This is a genomic window from Leptolyngbya sp. GGD, from assembly GCF_026735145.1.
Taxonomy (GTDB): domain Bacteria; phylum Cyanobacteriota; class Cyanobacteriia; order Leptolyngbyales; family Leptolyngbyaceae; genus Leptolyngbya; species Leptolyngbya boryana.
Genome location: NZ_JAPQKE010000004.1, coordinates 55,121 through 76,537, shown reverse-complemented (window position 1 = coordinate 76,537; position 21,417 = coordinate 55,121). Strand labels below are relative to the sequence as shown.

Below are 21,417 nucleotides of genomic sequence, written 5' to 3'. Positions count from 1 at the left end.
AACCGTTATGAAGCGCCATTTTGCTCTCCTGCCGTTGACTGCTGCCCTTGCTTTAGGCTCCAGTGCCTGTCTGAACATTTATGCATCTGCTCCACCTTCTAAAAGCAGTCCGGTTGAAGTAGCATCTGCTCCACCCTCTAAGAGCAATCGTTCGGTTGAAGTTGCACAGAACTCGAATCAATCGGTGCAAGTTTCTCACGATGCTAGTACTGTTAGTTCTGACAACTCTCAATCAGAGCAAATCGGGGGCTTGAGTCCGTCTCAGCAAGCTTCACTCAAATCGTTAGGGATTGCGATCGCAGTGCCAAGCGCGATTCCAGCAGGCTATACGGTCATCAAAGTTGATACCGAACCTTGCCCTGAAAATGCGTCTCGTTCAGAGAAAGGCACTTGTCGGTTTGGGCCACAATACGGCATTGTTTATCGCAATGCTGAACAGAATAGCTGCTTTGCCATCGAAGCGACAGGCGGCGGAGTGGGTGGTGTGCCGAGAGAGTATGCAGCGAAAGTCAAGACCGAGTTGTTGGGAGAAACTTCGCTGCTATTCGGTCAAGAAAATGGTGAATTCAAAATGCCTTCAGCAGAGCAGCTTGATTCACCACAGCCCAATTTATTAACGGATTGGGCAGGTGTGGGTCCGTTCTATCGCATCAGTGGAGGCGATATTGCTCGGAACGCTTACTACAAAGGTGGATCGCCTCTGTGCCAGAATACGATTACTCCAAATCAAGCGATTGAGATTCTGCAATCAATCACTTGGCTCAATTAGCTTGTTATATTGCTCATCGCTGAGCACAATCTCGATCGCGCATCAGACTGTGTAATCCTCGGATTGAGAAAGCTCGGCAATTTCGTCAAAGCAAAACTGTTGAACTAGCTCGGTTAATGCGATCGCGATTTGCTGCTCAGATTCTGGAATTTGCTGAATTAATTGCAAAATTTGATCAGCATCTACCGCGAGCGATGCTTGATGTAGTTGGGCAATCCAAGCAGAAGGCATCGCATCTAGGATGTCACGAGTTAGTTCTAACGTTGGTTCAGTTGAGGGTGTTGTCTCTTCCTCGTAGACATAGTTCACGCCAAGATGCTGAGCTAATTTCTCAAATAAGTGAGCTTCTCGAAACGGTTTTGCTAATAAGTCATCACAGCCAGCCGCCAAGATCGAAGCGCGTTGTTCTTCAAAGGCACTGGCAGTCAACGCTAAGATCTTCGATCGAGTCTGAGCCGATTCCAGCGCGCGAATTTGTCGAGTTGCTTCATAGCCATCCATGACGGGCATTCGCATATCCATCAAAATTAAGTGCGGCTGCCATTGTTGCCATTGTGCGATCGCATCTTCTCCATTGATTGCCGATCGCGTTTCAAATCCCACCATTGTGAGCAATTGTTCTACGAATTCTCGATTTTCAGCGCGATCGTCTACGACTAAAATTCGATAGCTCGATTGTTGTGGTGTAAGCTGCAACACCCGTTTTGAATTCAGCATGGGTATAACATCTTTGGGATTCGCGATCGCGATTTGAATCCCAAATGAAAACGTTGATCCTTGTCCGACTGTCGATTCAACCTGAATATCACCGCCCATCAATCGCACAAAGCGACGACTAATCGTTAATCCAAGCCCAGTACCTTCTCGCAATTGGGAACCGCTATGAGTTTGAATAAAGGGGCGAAATAGCTGGTCAAATTCTTCGGGAGCAATGCCCTGTCCCGTGTCTTGGACTTTGAATTGGAGCATTGTTTCGGATTGCACCGTTGCTTCGAGCGTAATGCTGCCGTGGTCTGTAAACTTCATCGCATTGCTGAGCAAATTGATCAAGACTTGTCGGAGCTTGTTTTCGTCGGTTTGGATGTACTGCGGAAGATTAGGTGCGATCGTAAAATTCAACGCAAGATGCTTTGCTTTTGCCCGCATGAGAAACATTTCTTGTAGCGTGTACAAAAGATGATGCAAATCAAAGGAAACCAGGTTTAACGTCGTTCGTCCGGCTTCAATCTTGGACATCTCCAACACGTCATTAATCAGATCCAGCAAATGTTCACCACTGCGATTGATAATGGCAAGCGAATTGCGTTGTCGATCGGACAGTGCAACCTCACGCTCCATCAATTGAGCAAATCCAAGAATTGCATTCAACGGCGTTCTCAGTTCATGGCTCATGTTGGCAAGAAACGTACTCTTTGCGAGATTTGCTGTTTCCGCCGCTTCTTTCGCGATACGTAAATCGGCTTCGGCTTTGTATCTGGCTCGTCCGATCGCAATGAGTTCACCCACCAATCTGAGGCTGTTAATATCCTCCTGACTCCAAGCTTTCTGAAAATGAGTCGTATCCACGCCCATAAAGCCCGTCACGTTTCCCTGGTACATCACGGGGACTGCCATTAATGATTGAATCGACTGTTGCATAAATAACCGTCGCTCTGGAGAGTCCGGAATCATTGCGATATTGGTCGTATATAAGGCTTCTCCTGAAAGAATCTGCTGATGTAACACTGGAAATTCAGGAACACTCGATCCTCTTGCTTCAAGAGTCAAGGGAGCAATATTCTCACCACACCATTCGTACAACAATTGACATTCACTGTGATTGTTCCGGTACTCGAAAATGCAGCCGCGCTCTGCACCAATATGGCGAGTAATCAGCTCCAAAGCTTCCCCAATTGCGGTTTCTGCATCCTGGTCAATGAACTGCCGAGAGATTTGACTGAGTAAGTTATCGAGTCCAGCGCGACGTTGCAGTGATTCTTCGGCAGCTTTACGATCGCTAATATCCACAATCACGAACTCAAAGCAGCCTTCTTCTAAGCTCGGACGCAGCGAAAACAAGCCCCAACCTGTTGAATCGTCTGCTCGACGCAATTGCGTTTCTAAATCGCGTACTTCTTCGTTTTGCTGAAGGGCATTCAACATCAACTGCCGTGCCTGCGGATCAACCTGAAACTCGCTGGTGTAGCGTTTATCAATCAAGTCGCTTGCCGATTCAAGCCGCAGAATATCCGCACAGCGTTGATTTGCATCGAGAAATAAACCATCTTCGATGCGGGTGCGTCCAATCCCAACTTGAGAATTCTCGAACAAATGACGGTATTTCAGTTCACTCCGCCGCAGCGCTTCTTCGGTTTGTCTGCGGGAGGTAATATCGGTAAAGACAGACTCTAAAACATTTTCGGCAGCATTGATCGACAAAGTAAACATTCCCCATCGCAATGATCCATCCCGATAACGAAACTGCATTTCATAGTTCGTGACTTTGCCATGCTTTTGAATTTCATCGAGAATGATGTCTCGATCGCTGAGATCGGCATAGAAATCGATCGTGTATTTCTTACCTACGACTTCATCAGCGCAATCGTAACCAAGAGCCGCGATCGCATACGGATTTGCTTCTAGAATTAGCCCATCTTCTAAGCGAATTCGGTAGATGCCAACTTGAGCGGTTTCAAACAGATTGCGATATTTGAGTTCACTGCGCTGTAAGGCTTGTTGTTGTGCTTGGAGTAAAGCATTTTGACGACGCAATGATTCTTCCGCTTGTTTTTGTTCAGTGATATCAGTTTGGGTTCCAATCCATTCTTGAATGTTGCCTTGATCATCAAAAATTGGGACACCTCGCACCGCAAACAATCGATACTCACCCGATGCTATCTGCACCCGTTGTTCAACTTCATAGATTGTTCCAGAGCTAACTGCGTCTAACCAAACCTGTGCGGTAGGAGCGCGATCGTCGGGATGAACGCTTTCAAGCCATCCCCAGCCTTTTGCACTTTCGGCGCTGCGTCCCGTGAGCGCACACCAAAGCGGAATATCTTCGACTACTTCTCCTTGAGCATTGGTCATCCAAACCGCTTGAGCCGTTGCGGTGACAAAGGCACGATATCGACCTTCACTGCGACGAAGTGCTTTCTCAGCACTCTTACGCTCGGTGATATCTCGAAAGAACGAAATCCGCCCGTAATATTCGCCTGTTGGAGACTTTACTGCTTTACTATGGCGTTCGATCGTTCGTCCATCTTTCAACAAAAGCTCATCGTGCAGAACTTCATCTAAGTTCTGATAAAGCGCTTCGATGTCTGCTAAAAAAGCTTCTGGGTCTTCCACCTGGTCTGCAACCATTTCTGCAATCTGACGCGAGCTTCTAGCCGTTAGAATTTGTGGCAATCGCCAGATTTCACAGAACTTTTGATTGTAATCAACAATGTTGCGGTGTTCGTCTGCAACTAGGATGCCATCGATCGAGGCTTCTTGCTGAGCCTTGAGCAACGCATTACTACGTCGAAGTTGTTCTTCGATCGCTTTTTGCTCAGTGATGTCTCGCATCATTGAAGAAACGAACTTCAACGAGCCATCTGGATTCTTGTGCGTCATGATCACTTGGGACGTTGGAATCTCTTGTCCATCCGTCCTCAGCAGGCGCGTTTCGCCCATCCAAATCCCGTGTTGTAAAGCAATCGGAAAAGCTTCTTCCATCAAAAACTTAGCAGCTTCGGGGGAATGATAGTCTAGAATGCGTTTCTGTAAAATGTCTTCGGTCTCTCCAAACCCCATGACTCGGCGGGTTGCGGGGTTGACATAAAGCGTTCTGCCTTCTGCATCGGCAATTCCAATCAAATCAACGGCTGACTCCAGAACAGTAATCAAATCGTCGCGTTGGAGTTGCGGAACTGAATTAGAGGCGTTACTCATAGGTTTAACCTTCTAAGCAGAGACTTGCAGCTTGATACAGCGCTTGTACGGTAAATCCATCGACTGGATATTGCACAATTGCAAATTCATACCTCATTGGGATGGCTGAGAGTTGTTTTTGCAAAGCTTCTTTTGAAGTGTGAGAAAGTGCGATCGCAAATTCTCCATTCCCCCAATATCCTAAGATTGCCGTGTTGTTAAAAGTCATTTCTAAATGTTGACTTAATTGTTTCAAGGTTTGATTTCCAGCCGCGTGACCCTGTTGAATATTGATTTGTCTGAGTGTTGGCAGATATGCGATCGCAAAATAGCCCGATTGGGTTTGTGTTATGAGCGTCGCGATCGCTTGACTCGAATGATATTGATTGGAAAGTCCAGTGATCGAATCTTTAGTGGACAATGTTTGCAGCAATCGAATTCGCTCTAATCGTTGGGTAATCCGTGAAATTAATTCGTGCCCAACCACAGGTTTAACCACATAATCATCGGCTCCCGCTGCAAAAATTTGCTGAACCGTTGCAGGGTCTTGATGAGCAGTGAGGAAGACGATCGGCAAACTTTGCCAAGTTGGATTCGCTCGAATCGCTTGACAGAGTGCGACTCCATTGAGTTGCGGCATTTCCACATCCAAAATCATCAGATCCGGATTAACGCTAGGTAAAATTGTCCAAAATTGTAAGGGATTCTCGATCGCCGTGACGCGCATTCCCCAAGGTTCAAGTTGTTGCTCTAAAGCGGCGAGAATGATCGGATCATCATCGACTGCGAGAATGTTCCACGATCGAATCGAAGCAGGTGTCGTAATGGGTTGAACTTCAATTTGAACTTCAATCTGCTCGATGCTCGACTGCTCAATCTCCAATACTTGACTCAACTGTTGAACGAGCAACTGGAGTGCGGGGTGCTGTTGAGAATTTAGTTGTCCTGAAAAAAGTTCCTCAAGCTGACGAGCAATCTGAGTTCCTTCGGGACGATCGAACATTCCCAATACACCTGCCAATTTATGCGCCGCTCGTTCTGCCGCTTGCTGCATATCCTCGGTTAACGTCTCAGTCCTCAACGCTTGAACGGCTTGCTGTAGCACTGTTAGGCGTTCTTCCATTAACCCACGATACTGATTCCAAAGTTGCTCTACCGCTTGATTGTATGGTTCAGAATCGGGGACTTCGGGTTCAGAAACCGGAGAAGCGATTGTTTTCGCGTCATCGATCGTCGTTTTCTTCTCTTCTTTTCCGATGGTTTGATTCAATCGATAGCCTAATCCGTAGACATTCTCAATCCAATTGACTGCACCGACGGCTTTTAATTTCTGTCGCAAGCCTTTGATATGGGATTTAACGCTGTCTTCTTGCGGGGGATCATCAAACGTCCATAGATGCTCAATAATGTCTCCACAGCTAAATACACGGGCAGGATGACGCAGAAATAGCTCTAAAAGGCTATATTCCTTCGGGGTCAGCGATAATAGTTCCTCGGCATAAGTAACTTGGCACGATTGCGGATCAAGCCGCAAATCTCCAACTTCTAACAGCGACGCTCCCACAACACCGCGTCTCAGGAGTGCTCGAACTCGTGCTTGTAGTTCTCCCAAGTCGATCGGCTTGACTAAGTAATCATCTGCTCCTGCATCCAATCCTCGAATGCGATGTTCGGTTGCATTTTTTGCGGTCATCAACAAAATTGGCGTTTCACAGCGGCGATCGCGAAGTTGCTGACAAAGTGAAATGCCATCGAGTTTGGGCAAATCCACATCGAGCAGAATTAAGTCATAAGTGGTGCTTTCTGCGCATTCCCAGCCGATCGAACCATCATCAGCAATATCAACTGCATAGTGATGTGCTTTGAGCGATTGCGCAACTAAATTCGCGATCGCCTCATCATCTTCAACAATTAAAATCCGCATCCAATCCCAACATCCAACGCTGATTGCATTGTACGGGTTCACGATGCGAGGAAGCCTTACGGAATGCAACAAGCCCCCTAGTTCTCCCCGATTTGACTTTATGCGAGCGAGTCCTTTCGGAGTGCTGAAAATTCTCTTTTTGAGCAAGTTTCTCCACAGCTTCTCCCCAATAAATTGATTCAATTCAAATCAGTTCAGGAATGCGACGGAGACACAACTTAACGCTGCCACCGATAACATTCAGAACCAAGTCACAAATTAGGGGAACATCCACGCTTCAAACTCTCAAAGAATTGCTACAAAACGCACAGTTGCAACAGCAACTCAAAACCACAGCCAATCAAGCAGAAGTCATCGCACTATTAGACCTCCTGCACGAATCAGTTTGAGTGAGTAAGCTCGTAGTTGAGTAAGCCTGCAATCAGGTTGAAGCGTAGCCCAAAGCGCTTGCGTCGATTGCGATAGCGCTCCGATAAGATGCGAAAGATCTTCAGCTTGCGAAAGGTGTGTTCTACCGTGATGCGAACTTGCGCTAATTGGCGATTGAATTGCCGTTCCGCTTTGGAGAGGGAGCGCTTGCGCGACTTTTTGAATGGAGTACACCTGTAAGCATGAAACTTGGCGATGCCTTGATAGCCTCGGTCTGCGACCCAGAGTTGCTCAAGTTGAGTCGGAAGTTGCGAACCCTTGAAGATGCGAAAGTCATGTTTTCGCCCTTTGTCAAAAGCAGTACAGATAATCATCCCGCTGAGATAGTCCACAACCACTTGAGCTTTTAGCGTGTGCCATTTCTGCTTGCCACTGTAGTAAGGTCGTTGTTTTTTTGGGGGCGTTCAATTGGACTCTCACTCACATCGACGACGAGGATGTTCCATTCGGTCTGGGCTGAGTGCAGCGCTTTTTTACCTGGCAAGCAGAACTCACCCGACTGAATCAAGATGTTTTCAATCTTGCGGACAATGTGTCCAACCGTCGTTTCATGAATTCCCCAACTTTGCCCGATGTGGAACTGGCGCTCAATCCTGTAGGAGGGTTTCCCTCCGTAGGGAATTGAGTAAGATGGTGCGATATTCTCGCCAATATGCCATCGCAATGAGCAGTTGGTCTTCGACACCAAACTTGCCTTGTCCGCCACGTTTCCCCTTGCGCATGAGCTTTGGTTTAGCGATCGCACTCGGAGCCATAGAGGATTGTTCTTGTGCCAGACAGGGAGAATGCGATCGCATCATTTAAGGAACGATGCTTCCATGAGACGAGGTTGAGACGGGAGCCGATTCAAAGGGAAGTTTGGACACCTTTGGGTCAATTTGGGGAGCCAGTTCGTAGATATTGCGATAGCCGTAGTTATACAAGGCAATGTAGGTTGAGAGATTGAGGGAAGCCGTTGGTAGTTTTGAAGGAAAAGGTTCTTCAGCGTTGATGAAATTGTTGTTGCAATAGATGAGAATTCGCGCTGATTTGTCAGGAAACGTTTTTTTCAAACTTTCAACCGTAATGTCTGGAAAGCTCAGGTTAATCGCCCCTTTGATATGCAGCAAATCATACTTCTCGCGGCTCCGGGCATCCAGGATGATCGTATTCGGTTCACGGCTCATGCGAATAAAGTCGTCCTCAGAAATTCGGCGTGTCTCCCGATGCTTTGCAGCTTCATAGGAAACGCGCAAATACCCTGGCATATCAATTGCCGGATTATCTAAAGGGGGTTTGGGAGCGGCGATCGCTGCCTGATTTCTAGAAGTAGCCAGCATCTCACTGGACAGAACGATGCAAGAGAGGAGAGCCACTGCGAGATATTTCATCACTGTTTCCTTATCAAAGAAGATCGAAGAAGCTTGACTGGCACCCATTTTCCATAACTCTGCTGCAATCCTACTGATAGAGATCCCGTCAGAGCTACTCAAGCTTATCAAACCAGAGAAAAACAAGGCTGGACTATCTCAATCTGTTAACGATCTCACTCGAAGCCGTAGAGGACTTTTCCCGATCCATCTGGAGAAAATCTGACGCACCATTCCCCATCCGCCAGCCAGATACGCAACGGGTGATGAATGAACTTGCCATAGATGAAGGCGAGAACCACGATAAGCAGGAATGAGATCCCCACACCTTGAAATACTTTCCAAGGTCGGGCTGTCCATTGATTTTCCATTAGCGCAAATCTTGAGGGAACGGGCTTAGGGTTCCCCTGCCATGCCTGAAGATTTCCGAAACGCTTCCCGATGCCGCCGCCGAAGCGACTTCACAAGTTTGCGAAAATCCTCGGTTAACTCAGGTTCCTCCCAGTATTGAGGGATCAGCTTTAATTGAAAATTCACCCATTCATACGAGGCTTCGTCTTCGCTATAGTTTCTGGCAGTGTAGAGAGCGGTTACGATCGCGGCTCTAATGATTTGGACTTCTTCAGTACCGCATGCTCGGAAGGAATACAAGGTCGAACACCTCGCCTAAACCGATTCCTAATCCAGCGATAACGACAAGATAAATCCATATCTGACGCTGCTCAAACCCCGCAGAACGCAGGCTGAGATCCGCTAGAACCGCTGTCACAAGTGGCAGAAAGACTAAACCCAAGAACTCAAACTTGCTGACAAATAGAAATGCACAGACACTAATCAAAAAGCTCAGGAATACAACGATCAATAAAGTGCGAGAAATCACCCCGGACAACTGCTCAAGCAAAGCCCTGCCCGTTCCAGAAATGATTACAATTGCAAGGATTGCAGCGGCTCCAACAAGCCAGATAATATGATGCGCCGCAAGATACCATCCGAGCATGGCATAAGCGCACCAAAACAGTCCTAACGAGAGCCAGGGCAACGAACGAGAAGATTCGCTATTCATGGGATAAAAGCAATCGCTCAACGAAATGGGTAAGAAAAAGCCTCCATGCTTCAGCGTACCGTAACCAAGCTAGTACCGCGTAGATCCGAAGCACGATCGCCAGAATCAGCTATGCTGCGGTCGTCATCGGCGCCGATGCAGACTCGAAATTTATCATCAAATCGATTCCTTCCATTGCCACTGGAATAGGGAACGGGCTTATGTTTTCTAGAGGCAAATTTTGTCGATCGCGCTTGATACAACTGAACTTTAGTACGCACGTCCACAACTTGCAGGTTGATTTTATAAGTGCAAGTTGTGAACGTAACAAATGAAAAATGCGGTATCAGTCTAGGTATTCATAGCTTTTTGTTGGGGTTTCCCCCTTAAGAAGCTGTGAATACGCTTTGATATCGCGTCTCACTTATTCGGTTGTAACTCGGTTTTAGGGATGTTTTAGGGAGCTATGAAACTCGGTATCCTGAAATTGATGGGCGATACTGGATTCGAACCAGTGACTTCATCCCTGTCAAGATTGAAGTCGTTTAACCTTAAAACGCCTGAGATTCTTATAGAAAAGTGCTTATAGTTCGGTTTTGATAAGTGTACAAACGTTCTAAAACGTCCTAAAATGACACTAAATCACCTATATTTTTAGGGATAATTTAGGGATTTTTGAAAATGCCGAAGTTTGATATCCAGAGCGCGATCGAGGCTGCAAACAATCGACTTAAATCCGGCGCTGTCGCTGCTCAAATTCGTCTGAATGGTCAGAAGTTGGTCATTCGCGCTACAGTGCCTTTATTGGGGCAGAGAGACTTTAGTTTGGGTATTTCCGCAAATAAGGACGGTTTGAAGGAAGCGGAGCGCAAATGTTCCCAACTCGATCAAGAATTATCAAAAGATACATTCAATATTGGGAACTGGCAGAAAAAGCGAAAACTCAAGCCGCATGAGCAACCTACGGCAGAATTGATCGAGAATTTTCGCGTCGAATATATGCGATCGCATAAAATCAGCGCGGAAACCTGGAAACAGAACTGGATGGGTACGTTTAAGCTTCTGCCACAAAACGCGCCATTATCCGAAGTCGCGATCGTTGCTGTAGTTCTATCAAAAGCTGATCACAGTTGCGCTAGACAACGTGCCTGTCAGCGATTACAGGCACTTGCTGACTTTGCCGGGATTAAAGTCGATTTAAAGCCTTACGCAGGCGAATATGGGGAATCTCGATTGCAGCCACGAGATATCCCCAGCGACGAATTGATTCTTGAATATCGCGATCGCATTCCTAATGAACGCTGGCGATGGTTCTACGGAATGCTGGCTACGTTTGGACTAAGACCACACGAAGTTTTTTTCTGCGAATTCCTAAAACCGCATAAATTATTGGTGAGCGATGGCAAAACTCAAGATCGGCTCACCTATGCGATTCCGTTTAAATGGGTTGACTTGTGGAATTTGACAGACGTAAAGCGCCCAAATGTAACAGGCAAGACGTTCTCAGACTACGGCAGACGTTCTCAACGAACATTTTATCGATACGAAATCCCGTTTCCCCTGTACAATCTGCGGCATCGGTTCGCGATTCGAGCCGCTGAAACGACAGATTTTGGTGTGGAACGAGTATCGAAAATGATGGGTCACTCTGCCAAGGTTCACTTGCAAACCTATCAACGGTGGATCACCGATGCGATGATCGATGAGCAGTACGAGCGGGAAATATTAAACTGCTCGAATCCGCCGAAAATGCCGTTGTAATGCCTTGCGGCAATTCGGGACATGATATTGCCAGGTCGGACGATCGCCCTTGCTCACGTTCCGAATCTCACCTTTACATTCGCTAAAAGCACCGTCTAACCGTACTGTTTGAAGATGTCTCTTTGATTTGATACCTTCTGGTTTAAGTGCGATCGCTGCGTCTTTGGCATCCATCCATCCATCTGCGATCGTGGGATGTCCTTCGAGTTGCGCTCTAAATTCCCTAAACTCAGCCATAAATTTCTGCTGGTCAAGGTACATTTGGGCAAGTATCTTCTCAGAGTCAGGTGTCATAGCTGCGATTCGCCTTGTAATTTGCAAAATTAGTCAATGCTTTCTCTGCCAGTTGCAGAAGTCTTGCCGATCCGGGACTTTTAGCGACGCGATCGATCAATCTGGGGCATCTCAAGCGCACCTCATTCATTTGAGAGGGTTGCTCGTTATCATTCGATTCGGAGTTATCAATCATGCCGCTGCCCTGCTCCTATGAAGGATTGCTTTCTCCTGCGTTGTTAATCGATTCCATACTTCTTGGCGATCGCGCTCATTCAAAGCTGCAAAAATCCCCATAACCTCAGAAACAGTGCCACACTTGATTGCATCACGGGTCATCGAGAGCATGTCTGCCACTGTTTCTGAGAGTGAAACCCAAGATTCAATCTCTTGCTCTTTCCGCTGAACCTTCTCGTTAAAACGCTGTTGCAGCGATTCTAGAATCAGGTTGCGATCAATCTCGGCTTGCTCGTCTGCAATTGCCCAAACTCGATCTCGGCTGCCTGTTCCACCTGGACGCTTGATCGACTGAGGATCAAACCCAAGTTTACGCAGAATCTTGTTCACCACCTTTACAGGCGAATGTTCTGGTTTGATTTTCAGGCGAAGGTAGCGATCAAATTGCCGCGCGTGGAATAGTGCCCAATCCTTTACAGCGATCGCTTCAGACGAATCATTAGTGTAGTGATCAATCTCACCATCGATAAATGGCTTCAGTGGGCACTCATTCAAAAGTTTGGCTTGTCCGGATCGGATCGAAAGCTTATGCAGAATGACAAATTTCCTATCCTGTCCAGCTTGGCTGAATTGATTTTCCCAATTCCAGCGATCGAGATGTTTCGCGATCTCTGGATTCTGCGCCATCCAAAACAGTTCGGTAGCCTTCAGGAATTTGCCGTGATGTTCGACGATCACCCGTTTTACAAACTCTGCATCATCCAACGGACATCCCGGCAACTTATCTTCTAGGATTCGTTTCCGTGCTTTTAGTCGCTGCTCTGGCGTTGTTTGATTGTTCGATCGTAAAATTTCTCGTGCTTCAGAAAGAGATGTTTCTGATACGTCACACGCGGCAAAATTATCAGCTTCCGCTTGCTCTAGATCTTTGCGGAATTGCTTCCGAAGATCCGCCATCTCTTTGTTCGGCGCGGTGTCAACAAACGAAACTGAGTAACCTTTAGCCTCCCATCGCTCGATCAGTCCTTCGCGAATTCGCCCTTTGTTGTAATTTCCTCGCGCCTTGTACTTACAGTAAAAGTCCAGATACCATCCGAATGTCGTATTGATATTGTCTTTTTCTGCGTCTAGACGGGCGATCGCATCAAAGATAGGTGTTTGGTATGCTTCCCCTCCGATGCCCATTGCAGAAGCTTTTTCGGTGACATGGGGTACAAAATTCGTGAGTTTCGCAATCCCGTCACGGTTGCGAAACAGACTGCGCTTAATCACATCTGGACGACTGGACGAATACGCATCATCATCCACGAAAGATGATTCGCTTACGTAGCCATATCGAGGCGCATTCGATCGTAACCGCTCCGAAATTTGAATCGCGTCACGAGGTTCTAGCTGCGTCAGATGTAGCGCCATTGCATCGAAGTGTCCGGTCGGATCATCTATCGAAACGCCTGTACCGATCGCTGGACTAAAGCCGATGTACCGCGGTTTGTACTTGTTGATGAATTCAGCGCGATTGTTGATGAATTCATCAAAATATGGCTCATGCGCAGTCTGTGCAGTGAACAGGAACACCTTATCTTTAGGAATTTCCATGCTCAAAACAAGCTTCTCAACCCGTTCAAGTTCTCGTCGAACGTCAGAACCTTGAATGACGTTTTGTCCGTCTTCTAGGCGCTGTTTCGTTTCCGCCCAAACGTTACCAGTGCGATCGTGGAGTTGAATTTCTCTGGACTCTGGCTTCTTGTGAAAGTCAAGAAACTCGACGACTTCCAGTCCGGATGCGTCACGAATAAAGTCAATCTCTAAATTCGTAACTGTATCTTCAGTCAAAACGATCTGCCCACCGAGATCGGCAACAGCCTTGAATACAGTTCTTAGGTGCTCCAGTACAAAAGGCTGATTATCCTTTGTCGTTTGTCCTTCAAGGATTTGCTTAAAGGTCATCGACGGTTCATCAAAGAACAAAAGCGGTGGAGTATCGCCCCAATCATCAGGATTACAAACCCCGATCGATTCGGCGCAAGCTGTATAGTGATTTGTTATGCCATCTTTGTGCAGAGGTAATCCCAAATCTTTGCCTAATTGCGCCGCTAGTCTGCGACGTGGAACCCAAGCGGAGACGTGCCCGTAAACACCGTGCCGCTTGTAGTGCTGGCTGAGAAATTCTTTCAGCGCGACAGACGATTTTCCGGATTTCGTACCAGCCTGGATGACGATAATCCCGCTTTTCTCTGGAAGCTTAGTTAATTCAGGCGTGATGAATTCACCGCATACCGAAAGTGTTGGTTCAACACTAATGCCGTTAAGCTCTTGATGAATTCGTTCGGTTTCAGCGCGATATCTTTCACGCCGTCGATCGTCCGCGCTACCTTGCTGCTTCTGCTGTTCCTTCTCTTCTGCCTGCTCAGCGCGATCTCGCTCAATTTGTTCAGCAACATCGCATGAGAGTTTAGACTCAAGCCGGCTGCGCTGATGCTCCAAATCGGCTAATTGCAGCGACTCTAAGGCAAAAATGCAAGAGTTGCGGGGAACTGGATTGCCTTCCTCAACTTCGATTAGTTCGCCTGGGTCGGCTTGAGCAACGGAGCAAAGTTGAGAAACAATGTGTTTTTGGGTGGAAATGCGATCGATTAAATCGCCAAGCTCGATCGAGAGTTCGTTCAGTTTGGCAAGTTCGCGATCTCGTTCACCAATCTCAAAAAATTTGCTCTTAGCTTGGGGGAACCTAAAGCCGTACTCTTTCGCAATACGAAAGACAGTTCCGAGCGTTGCAGGTCTAGCTGCTCCCTTCCGAAACGATCGCGCTTTTCTCGGAACGTCCCACGTCGTACCTTTAATCGTGGGTGAAAATCGTTCGACTAACGCGATCGCATCTGCCTCGCCAAACTCATGCACCAATGCCGCGAGAATCCGCATCCACTCGTCATAATTTCCGCTTCCTGTCTGCCGTGGAGGAATTGCCGCTAAAGCTTGTTCTACGAGCGAAAAACGTTCTTGCTCGGACTGTTTGCCGTATTGCCGTCTGCGCTCCTCAGATTTTCTGCAAGCTTCCCGATATTGCTCCTCAGCAATTCTTTCTTGCTCGGAATGCCATACGAGAGCGTCGTTCACAAACGATTCAGGCAATGATGCTGATTCATTCAAGATGAACGGCTCACGCCCTACAGCTCCAAAATAGAAGCGACTAGCATCTTTACAAGCCTTGTCTGCAACTTGAATCGAATTTTGCAGATACAAAGTACAGATTTTGATCGTTCTCCAATCTGTTAAAGCTGGCTGTTTCGGATGGAACGGGAAAACCGCACGGTATTTATTAAGCACTGGCGTTGATGATGCAGTTTCAATCCCAAGTCCACACCATTTTGAAATTAGGGGATGCTGTTTTGCTTCCTCGATCGACATTCCGCCGTCAACGTCGAGAACCAGCATTTCGGCAAAGTTCGCGTGATGCTGAAATCGTCGCGCTCCCTTGTCGAGTACAGACGGCATCCAAGGATGTCCTTTTTGTCCGCAGTGAATCGATAATTCTCGCAGGGTCAAATATTTCGGGATGAATGCACCGGCGTAGCTCAATTGCTCAGGTGAAGTCTTGCCGACAATTTTTGCATTGATACCGATTTTGTACGATAGCTCTGTTTTAGTTCTTGCTGAACCGCCGATCGTTTCGACTTGAGTTTTTCCAAATCCTTTAGAGACAACCATTAATCAAGTCCTCCCTCGATCGTCTGCTGTGCCGCTGCCCAGATTCGATCAATATCCATCGGAACGCCACGATCATCCAGGCTCCAGTCAAGTCGAACAGTCCGATCGAGTAGTTCGTAAGCTTGAGCTTCTGGCAGTTCAAGTTGAAGCTTGAAACTGCCAGAACGTAGACGGTAGCGATCACCCTCAAACTCTGAAGGCACTAGATCGATGACTAGATCGAGTTTTGGCGAAGGAGCGCAAGAGAACACTAGCGCAAGCTGTATTGGGGGATCGGTTACTTGTAACGCACCTCCGCAACTGCCTAAGATAGAATAAGTATCAATATCTTTTCCTGGCGAGGAACTTGAGGCTATCATAGGGATAGCTTCTTCAACTTTTTGGGGGAGTGTCCGCGCTTGCAAGCGCGGAAAATCGTAACTCCGTCCCATCGAACACAGCGCGTGCTGCTCGATTTGCGATTGATCTGTCATGGCATTCATATTATTTGAGTGCAAGCGAACCCTTGATTTAGCGAAAATCTTTGACCGGATAGCGCTATTCAAGGTTGAACAAGAGAATCCCTTGATTGTTGGCTCTAAGCCACTTTCGGGGGATTCTCGCTATTGAGGTAACCTTCTCGGATGAGCAGTTCTCGAATAACCCTTGATCGCTGCTGACTTGGAATGTTTTCCCGTAACTGCGCCATCTCATTGGGTCTTAACATCAAAGGAAAAATCACTTGCCTCCGCTTTTGGCTCATGATTAACTTCGCTCCTAGTGCATATGTGGTTATAGGGCAATCTTCAATCGAGTAGAGACGATAAAGCTGACTTGGAACTGAATTGGCAACATCAACCTTTGACAACCCGCAATTACAGGCTGGTTACTGTCACTATTCAGTTGCTCGGGATAAGGGTTAATTACTCTTCGCTGTGATTTAGTTTTTTGGAGATTCTGCGCCTTCGTGATCCGATCCACGCGATCCACAATTTTTCATCCTGTGGCAGTCTCTACGGATCAAGTCCGGAGTTTCGCAGAGCTTACATAAGATATCCGTCCTTGTTTTTCAGCAGCGATTCGCAGCTGAAGGTGGACTCCCAAGGTGTATTGCCGTTGAGCACTGCCTGCAATTTTGTTCCGGATCAATTTCTAGCCGCTGACTTGCGCCACATCGTCCGTGGTAGTAACCGCCATCTCCACCCACGCACCGCTTGATGTCAGATGCCCGATCGTTACGGTAGTCCCTCTAACTTGAATCCGTTATTCATCTCAGTCCCTGGTATTAAAATTTGGATGAGCGCCTTCTGGCAATCTGAACCCGGCGATCCTTAGATCTCCAGAATCCTTGAGTCATCATCTCCGGAATCCACAATACCGCTTCTCCCGCCTCAGAAATTCATTCGAGGAATTCACTGAGCTGGACTCGCTAAGCTGCACAGATTTTGTTCAGGTCTGCGTTAAGTCGAGCACGTCAAGCTTTTGCAGCGGGCAAAGCTTGGGAGCGAGAGATAGTCTTGTCAAAGCGCGATCGGAGATTCCAAGATGTTCACGATCTCGCTTTTGTCCCGATGAATTCTCTCTTCGTTTAAATTCACACTTTTCTCATTTGACTTCGATGCTGTACCAGCAGCAGCCGATAATACCTTGATCCATAATTTGTATTAGGTTCGGGATTCCCGTCCGTATTGAGAAGGGTGCGGAGACGATTCTTGATCGTTTGTGAGTTACTCATGATGATGTTCTGTGAAAATGAGCAAGCAAAATTTTTGTGAATCAGGTGAGTGACCCATAATCGGACGTTTTAATAGAGAGTAATTCTGATTTGAAGCGCTAACTTGCGATCGCTTCACCCTGCGGATTCTGCTTCACCCATTCCAAAAGCTCACCTGGCTGAATTTCGTAAGTGTCGCAAATTTTGCTCAGCACAGTTGAGGACGGCAGTTGCTCCGGATTGTTATACAGGTCATATGCTGTACGTTGAGCAATGCCTACCGTCTTTCTAAATTGGTAAGGCGTGATTCCTCTTGTATCAAGGAATATTTTTATTTTGTTTTTCACAGGCATTCCTCCAATTTACCATTACAATAATACTACTATTTAGTTAGTAATATTATCTAGTTAGTATTTCTGATGCGATCTGGAGTGTTTAATAAGTAGTTAATATTGCTATTTAATTAATACTATTGCTAATTAGATGATAGCATCAAGACATAGAGAAAGCGCTCCGGTCTGGACAACTAAAGCGCTTTCTCTACGAACCTATATTTCTCAAACCCATGATGGCACAAAACTCCGTTCTCGACTTGCCCGAAATTCTCAAAGATCACACCCACAGCTTGGGTTACATCCATCCCGAAACAGAACAAATTCTGTATGGTTCCAGTTGCCCCCAGTTAAATCGATGCGATCCTCGTAACCTTGCCCCCATCGAGTTGAAATCGAAGGGGTATCGCGATGGATCTGCTGGCATAGTTTCCAGTGCGCTTTCTCAAGATCCGCACTATTCAAGCGGTTGGGATGTGGGATACGCCGATCGCCAAATCCACCTACTCCAGCAGGACGGCTTAGGCATCATCTTTGGTGATCCCGACCTCGACAAAGTTCTCACAGGCTTGCCTGTTTGGCAGGCAAAAGCAATCGGAGGTGAAACCGTTGAGATTCGCTATTTCACTACCGAGAAGCGCTATGTGCTCTGCACTTCTATTTCACTCCTAGATCGAGAACTCGATTTCTAATTTCCCAAAGTCTTGCTGCGTTGGGGCAGATTCACGTGCAAATCTGCCTTTCTTCTTCAACTTGCAACGGCTGCGGACTTCTCAATGAAAAAGAGATCTTCAGCCACTCATTCGCCAGCCAATCGAAGCGACAGACAGTCCTCATCCATTATCTGAACAATCAAGAACGCGATCGAACTCATCAATTTCAAGCTCGCCGCTGAGTTGGATGAATTGACTCTCAGCCAGGAAGTGCTGAGATCACCAACTGCCCCTCTTGCATTCCCAGGAATTGGCGAAATGTGAGGAGATCGCATTCCTCAGTTCCATCCAGATCCGACCCAATGTTCAACGCTCAGCGAAGAGCGATTCTGGGACGGCGGGATTCGCGTGTGCGTTGGATGAGTGGATCAAAAATTCGAGACTTTACGCTGCCAACCTTTTTGTGGTTTCTACACGCACGACTGCCCAAATCTTGCAATCCGCTCCTCAAGGGTATGAACAGACCGAACCTCTCGGAAGTGGCAATCCTGATTGCCCTCCGCGACCTGGAACTTCTTGACGCGCAGACCTACTGTGATCGCTGGCACCGACTTGATCAGCTGTCGGACTTAGACCAACTGCAAGCCAGAGCGAAATATGGCTATCGAGCTAAGTGTGTGCGGCTCCTCTCCGCAGTCCTGCGTGTGAAAGAGAGCACCGTCACGACTTGGGGAGAACACTTCGAGCGGATGCCAGACCACTACAAACCTGCCCTACTCTATGCCGATGTGCTCCGCCAAACCCTCAGCACCTCCAATCAGCGGGGCTGGCTCGATCTGTACCTCAATCCGCAGGGTCAACAACATTAGTCGTTGGGAATCCAACGACTTTCTAGTTTGGAGCCGTCCAAAATGCTGGGCAGTTTTTTATTGTGTTGATAGTCCAACGCTTGGACTGTGATTCCAACCCTATCTTTTCCAACCCTTGGAACCCCTGGAAGTATGCCGACTGTTGAAGTGACTGCGATCAATAGCTGCCCGGTTCTGAATGTCACACAAGCTCGCCAGTGTCTCGGAATTCAGAGTCCGACCACCTTTAACGCGGATCGCGAGGTGTTTAACTTGCAGCAGGTTCATCACTTTACTCAAGCCGATCTCGTCCAGTTATTCACGTTGCGGCTCTGGCTCCAAGCCCGTCCTGGAGTCAATAGTCGTGAGAGTTTCAAGCGGTTTTATCGTCAGCCTGCCCTCCTGAACCTCAAATTCCAGCAGTGGGGCATCCACCTCGACGAGCGCATCCAACACTTCAAAGAGAGCCTTTCCTCATGATCACCCTCGCCCAATTGGAAGCTGAATATGGTGCGGAAGCACTTCTAGAAGCCGCTTCCAAACTTAATATGGATCTCAAAGATGCCTACGATTCAGATGATGAGCAGCTTCTAGCGCTGATATCTGAAATCCAAACCTTGACCACTTCCAGTCCTTCGAGTACTGCCAATGCTGCTGGAAGTGATGCAAAAACCGATGTTCAGACTGTAGAAGTGCGACAATCACAGTCCCAAGCCACAGCCAAGCGCTTGAATGAGCAAAAAGAATCGCAAGGGGCGATGGTGCAAGCCCAACGAGAAGCTGCCCAGACGATCCTCAAAACTGAGCGGAATAATGCCTCGCAACTCGCGACCCTTGCCAATCGAGAATTCACCAAATCCTTCCTCGCACAGCGATCTCAAGGGCTAACAGATTTTGCTGCCAGCTACTTGGAGACAACCGACATCTTCTCCGAAGTCGCTGACCAAGCATTCTTAAATGCTGAAGGTGAGCCCGACCCTTTCGAGCGCAGCGGCAGCTTCAATCTGAGATCGTTCATTACGCCAGAGCCCAAGGAGTCCTCGCCGCCCAGATCGAATCGCAAGCCGAACGCCGAATTGTTCTGGGATTCTCAACGGGAGCCGCAGTCGGCACGCTGATCGCCGTTCTCACCCATGCCCCACTGCTCGTCTTCCTGCTGGGGATGGCTGGGGCGCTCATCTGCAGAGACCTGAAACCATGCCGCACATCAAAGCCATCCGAATTTCCCAGTTCTCGGTTGAAACCTACGCCGCCATCGCCGCCGCGATCGTCGTGTTGATCGGTGTACTCATTCAACGGAGCACTGCCCTGAACGCTTCGCCCAAACCGCAGCAACCTGACTCGATCGAAACGGTGCTCTATCAAGCTGAAGCAAAGCGACTCTTGTCTGAAGCGTTGCGGCTCAGTCAAACGCGAGGTTCTGGATGCTTTCAGCGCGGCGCAAATTGTGTCCTCGCCCGGATGCGGCGCGAAGCCGTTGCCCAACTCGAATCCAGTTACAGCAGCAATCCCAATGCAGCCTTAACCGCCTACATGCAGATTCGGGCACTCAACACGATTTCGACGTTGCGGCAGTCACCCGCATCAGACGAGATCCAGGAGTTCATCCACACGCAACGGAGGACGAAATGATCGACCTCAAGGAAAAAGAAGCGCCGCCCGCCATTCAGGTGGAGATTGAGCAGCGACCGGACAAGACCGTGATTTGCTACACGGGCAGCGAAGAGGGATTCTACAACGTTGCGGCAGCGATTCGCTCTCTACCCCATCCCCGTGATCCGACTGCGGACATGATGGTGCGGATCATTGCCATCCTCTCAACTTTGGTGGGAGTCCTCTATTTGTCTTACGGCTTTTTCACAGTTCCACTTCACGGAGAAACTCATGCCCTCAACCGAGATCGTCCGCTTTAGACCCGGTCAATCAACTCTGGCTCGTCTTCCACAACCGCAGCGGCGCGGCATCCAGTCGAATCTACTACCACAGGCTGGAAATGTAGCAAGGGCGATGCATCAGTATTTCGGAATCGACTTGAATGCCCTGCCCCAGATGAGTGATCCGCAGCTCGCAGAGTTCGCGAATCGCGCCCAAGAAATGAAACGTTTACGTCAAGCCCTGCCCATCCTCGACCAACACTTCCAAGAACTCATTGAGGGTCAACTCGAATACGAACAGTTCATTCAGAAGTTTCTGAAGATAGGCGGCAAAGCAGCGGAAAAGATCGATAAAGGGATTCTCGATGCCTATCTATTGTCGATCGGCTACAACAATCACTTAAAGCTGATGAGCCAACAATCGGCAACTGGTGCTCAAAAACTGAATGCAGAGTTTCAGGCTGCATTCAGTTTGAATCAACTCGATTTGCAAACTTCGCTCAAACTGGTGCAAATGCGGCGGCAAACTGCTCAGAAGCAGATCCGCGATCGCATTCCCAACTACCAGAAACAGCAGCAAATTTCAGAAGAGCAACGCCTCGCCAACCAGCAGCGGCGCGACTTATTGATGAATGGAACTCAACAACAGGGTGGTATTTGGGGACGATTCAGCAGTTTCTTTAGCGGGTGGTAG

At 47.8% G+C, this 21,417-nt stretch carries 23 protein-coding genes and 1 pseudogene; 9 read left to right on the top strand and 15 right to left on the bottom strand.

All coding sequences use genetic code 11. From position 1 onward, the window contains the following. The first annotated feature begins 7 nt into the window (after positions 1-7). Complete coding sequence (locus OU814_RS19495) at positions 8-769, top strand: hypothetical protein (protein WP_268241843.1); 762 nt, start codon at positions 8-10, stop codon at positions 767-769. Positions 770-811: 42 nt separating this feature from the next. Here the strand turns inward: OU814_RS19495 and OU814_RS19490 are convergent, their stop codons facing one another. From OU814_RS19490 to OU814_RS19450, 9 genes and pseudogenes are all read right to left on the bottom strand, one after another. Then, positions 812-4,684, bottom strand: coding sequence for a PAS domain S-box protein (locus OU814_RS19490; RefSeq protein WP_268241842.1), 3,873 nt, complete (start codon positions 4,682-4,684; stop codon positions 812-814). 4 nt (positions 4,685-4,688) lie between these two features. Continuing rightward, entirely contained in the window at positions 4,689-6,629 is a 1,941-nt protein-coding gene (locus OU814_RS19485) for a response regulator (RefSeq protein WP_268241841.1), read from the bottom strand. A gap of 338 nt (positions 6,630-6,967) precedes the next feature. Next, positions 6,968-7,402 (bottom strand): annotated as a pseudogene (locus tag OU814_RS19480) (transposase family protein); the annotation flags it as partial. Positions 7,403-7,603: 201 nt separating this feature from the next. After that, positions 7,604-7,813, bottom strand: coding sequence for a hypothetical protein (locus OU814_RS19475; RefSeq protein WP_268241840.1), 210 nt, complete (start codon positions 7,811-7,813; stop codon positions 7,604-7,606). A 3-nt stretch (positions 7,814-7,816) separates the two neighbouring features. Continuing rightward, positions 7,817-8,386 carry a rhodanese-like domain-containing protein gene (locus OU814_RS19470; RefSeq protein ID WP_071596208.1) on the bottom strand — a complete coding sequence of 190 codons (570 nt, stop codon included), beginning with the start codon at positions 8,384-8,386 and terminating at the stop codon, positions 7,817-7,819. Positions 8,387-8,541: 155 nt separating this feature from the next. Further along, complete coding sequence (locus tag OU814_RS19465; protein WP_017286875.1) at positions 8,542-8,736, bottom strand: hypothetical protein; 195 nt, start codon at positions 8,734-8,736, stop codon at positions 8,542-8,544. A gap of 25 nt (positions 8,737-8,761) precedes the next feature. Next, complete coding sequence (locus OU814_RS19460; protein WP_268241839.1) at positions 8,762-9,016, bottom strand: hypothetical protein; 255 nt, start codon at positions 9,014-9,016, stop codon at positions 8,762-8,764. Further along, a complete protein-coding gene (locus OU814_RS19455; RefSeq protein ID WP_017286874.1) occupies positions 8,988-9,428 on the bottom strand; it encodes a hypothetical protein in 441 nt (146 codons plus the stop codon). The genes OU814_RS19460 and OU814_RS19455 overlap by 29 nt, the downstream gene beginning before the upstream one ends. A 50-nt stretch (positions 9,429-9,478) precedes the next feature. After that, complete coding sequence (locus OU814_RS19450; RefSeq protein ID WP_268241838.1) at positions 9,479-9,688, bottom strand: hypothetical protein; 210 nt, start codon at positions 9,686-9,688, stop codon at positions 9,479-9,481. 400 nt (positions 9,689-10,088) lie between these two features. Between OU814_RS19450 and OU814_RS19445 the strand changes: the two genes are divergently transcribed. After that, positions 10,089-11,168, top strand: coding sequence for a hypothetical protein (locus tag OU814_RS19445; RefSeq protein ID WP_268241837.1), 1,080 nt, complete (start codon positions 10,089-10,091; stop codon positions 11,166-11,168). On the opposite strand, the gene OU814_RS19440 is transcribed toward OU814_RS19445, so the two are convergent. From OU814_RS19440 to OU814_RS19415, 6 genes are all read right to left on the bottom strand, one after another. Further along, complete coding sequence (locus tag OU814_RS19440) at positions 11,133-11,462, bottom strand: hypothetical protein (RefSeq protein WP_268241836.1); 330 nt, start codon at positions 11,460-11,462, stop codon at positions 11,133-11,135. The genes OU814_RS19445 and OU814_RS19440 overlap by 36 nt on opposite strands. Then, positions 11,452-11,637, bottom strand: coding sequence for a hypothetical protein (locus tag OU814_RS19435; protein ID WP_268241835.1), 186 nt, complete (start codon positions 11,635-11,637; stop codon positions 11,452-11,454). The genes OU814_RS19440 and OU814_RS19435 overlap by 11 nt, the downstream gene beginning before the upstream one ends. Further along, positions 11,634-15,323 (bottom strand): PriCT-2 domain-containing protein, encoded by a 3,690-nt coding sequence (locus tag OU814_RS19430; RefSeq protein WP_268241834.1) that lies wholly within the window; start codon positions 15,321-15,323, stop codon positions 11,634-11,636. Before OU814_RS19430 ends, OU814_RS19435 begins: the two co-directional genes overlap by 4 nt. Further along, positions 15,323-15,796 (bottom strand): hypothetical protein, encoded by a 474-nt coding sequence (locus tag OU814_RS19425; RefSeq protein WP_268241833.1) that lies wholly within the window; start codon positions 15,794-15,796, stop codon positions 15,323-15,325. The genes OU814_RS19430 and OU814_RS19425 overlap by 1 nt, the downstream gene beginning before the upstream one ends. A gap of 104 nt (positions 15,797-15,900) precedes the next feature. Next, on the bottom strand, positions 15,901-16,065 hold the full coding sequence (locus OU814_RS19420; RefSeq protein ID WP_268241832.1) for a hypothetical protein: 165 nt from the start codon (positions 16,063-16,065) through the stop codon (positions 15,901-15,903). A gap of 1,070 nt (positions 16,066-17,135) precedes the next feature. Beyond that, positions 17,136-17,363, bottom strand: coding sequence for a helix-turn-helix domain-containing protein (locus tag OU814_RS19415; protein ID WP_268241831.1), 228 nt, complete (start codon positions 17,361-17,363; stop codon positions 17,136-17,138). A 218-nt stretch (positions 17,364-17,581) separates the two neighbouring features. On the opposite strand from OU814_RS19415, the gene OU814_RS19410 reads away from it, so the two are divergent. The 7 genes from OU814_RS19410 (at position 17,582) to OU814_RS19380 (ending at position 21,417) form a co-directional block, all read left to right on the top strand. Then, positions 17,582-18,040, top strand: a complete 459-nt coding sequence (locus OU814_RS19410; RefSeq protein WP_268241830.1) for a hypothetical protein — start codon at positions 17,582-17,584, stop codon at positions 18,038-18,040. A gap of 323 nt (positions 18,041-18,363) precedes the next feature. Then, the gene (locus OU814_RS19405) at positions 18,364-18,870 is read left to right on the top strand and encodes a hypothetical protein (protein ID WP_268241829.1); all 507 of its coding nucleotides are present in this window, start codon (positions 18,364-18,366) and stop codon (positions 18,868-18,870) included. Between the two features lie 132 nt (positions 18,871-19,002). Continuing rightward, positions 19,003-19,329 carry a hypothetical protein gene (locus OU814_RS19400; protein WP_268241828.1) on the top strand — a complete coding sequence of 109 codons (327 nt, stop codon included), beginning with the start codon at positions 19,003-19,005 and terminating at the stop codon, positions 19,327-19,329. Beyond that, a complete protein-coding gene (locus OU814_RS19395) occupies positions 19,326-19,967 on the top strand; it encodes a hypothetical protein (protein WP_268241827.1) in 642 nt (213 codons plus the stop codon). Before OU814_RS19400 ends, OU814_RS19395 begins: the two co-directional genes overlap by 4 nt. A gap of 79 nt (positions 19,968-20,046) precedes the next feature. Beyond that, positions 20,047-20,481: a hypothetical protein gene (locus tag OU814_RS19390; protein WP_268241826.1), complete on the top strand. Its 435-nt coding sequence runs from the start codon at positions 20,047-20,049 to the stop codon at positions 20,479-20,481. Beyond that, positions 20,478-20,762 (top strand): hypothetical protein, encoded by a 285-nt coding sequence (locus tag OU814_RS19385; RefSeq protein WP_268241825.1) that lies wholly within the window; start codon positions 20,478-20,480, stop codon positions 20,760-20,762. Before OU814_RS19390 ends, OU814_RS19385 begins: the two co-directional genes overlap by 4 nt. After that, entirely contained in the window at positions 20,734-21,417 is a 684-nt protein-coding gene (locus OU814_RS19380) for a hypothetical protein (RefSeq protein ID WP_268241824.1), read from the top strand. Before OU814_RS19385 ends, OU814_RS19380 begins: the two co-directional genes overlap by 29 nt.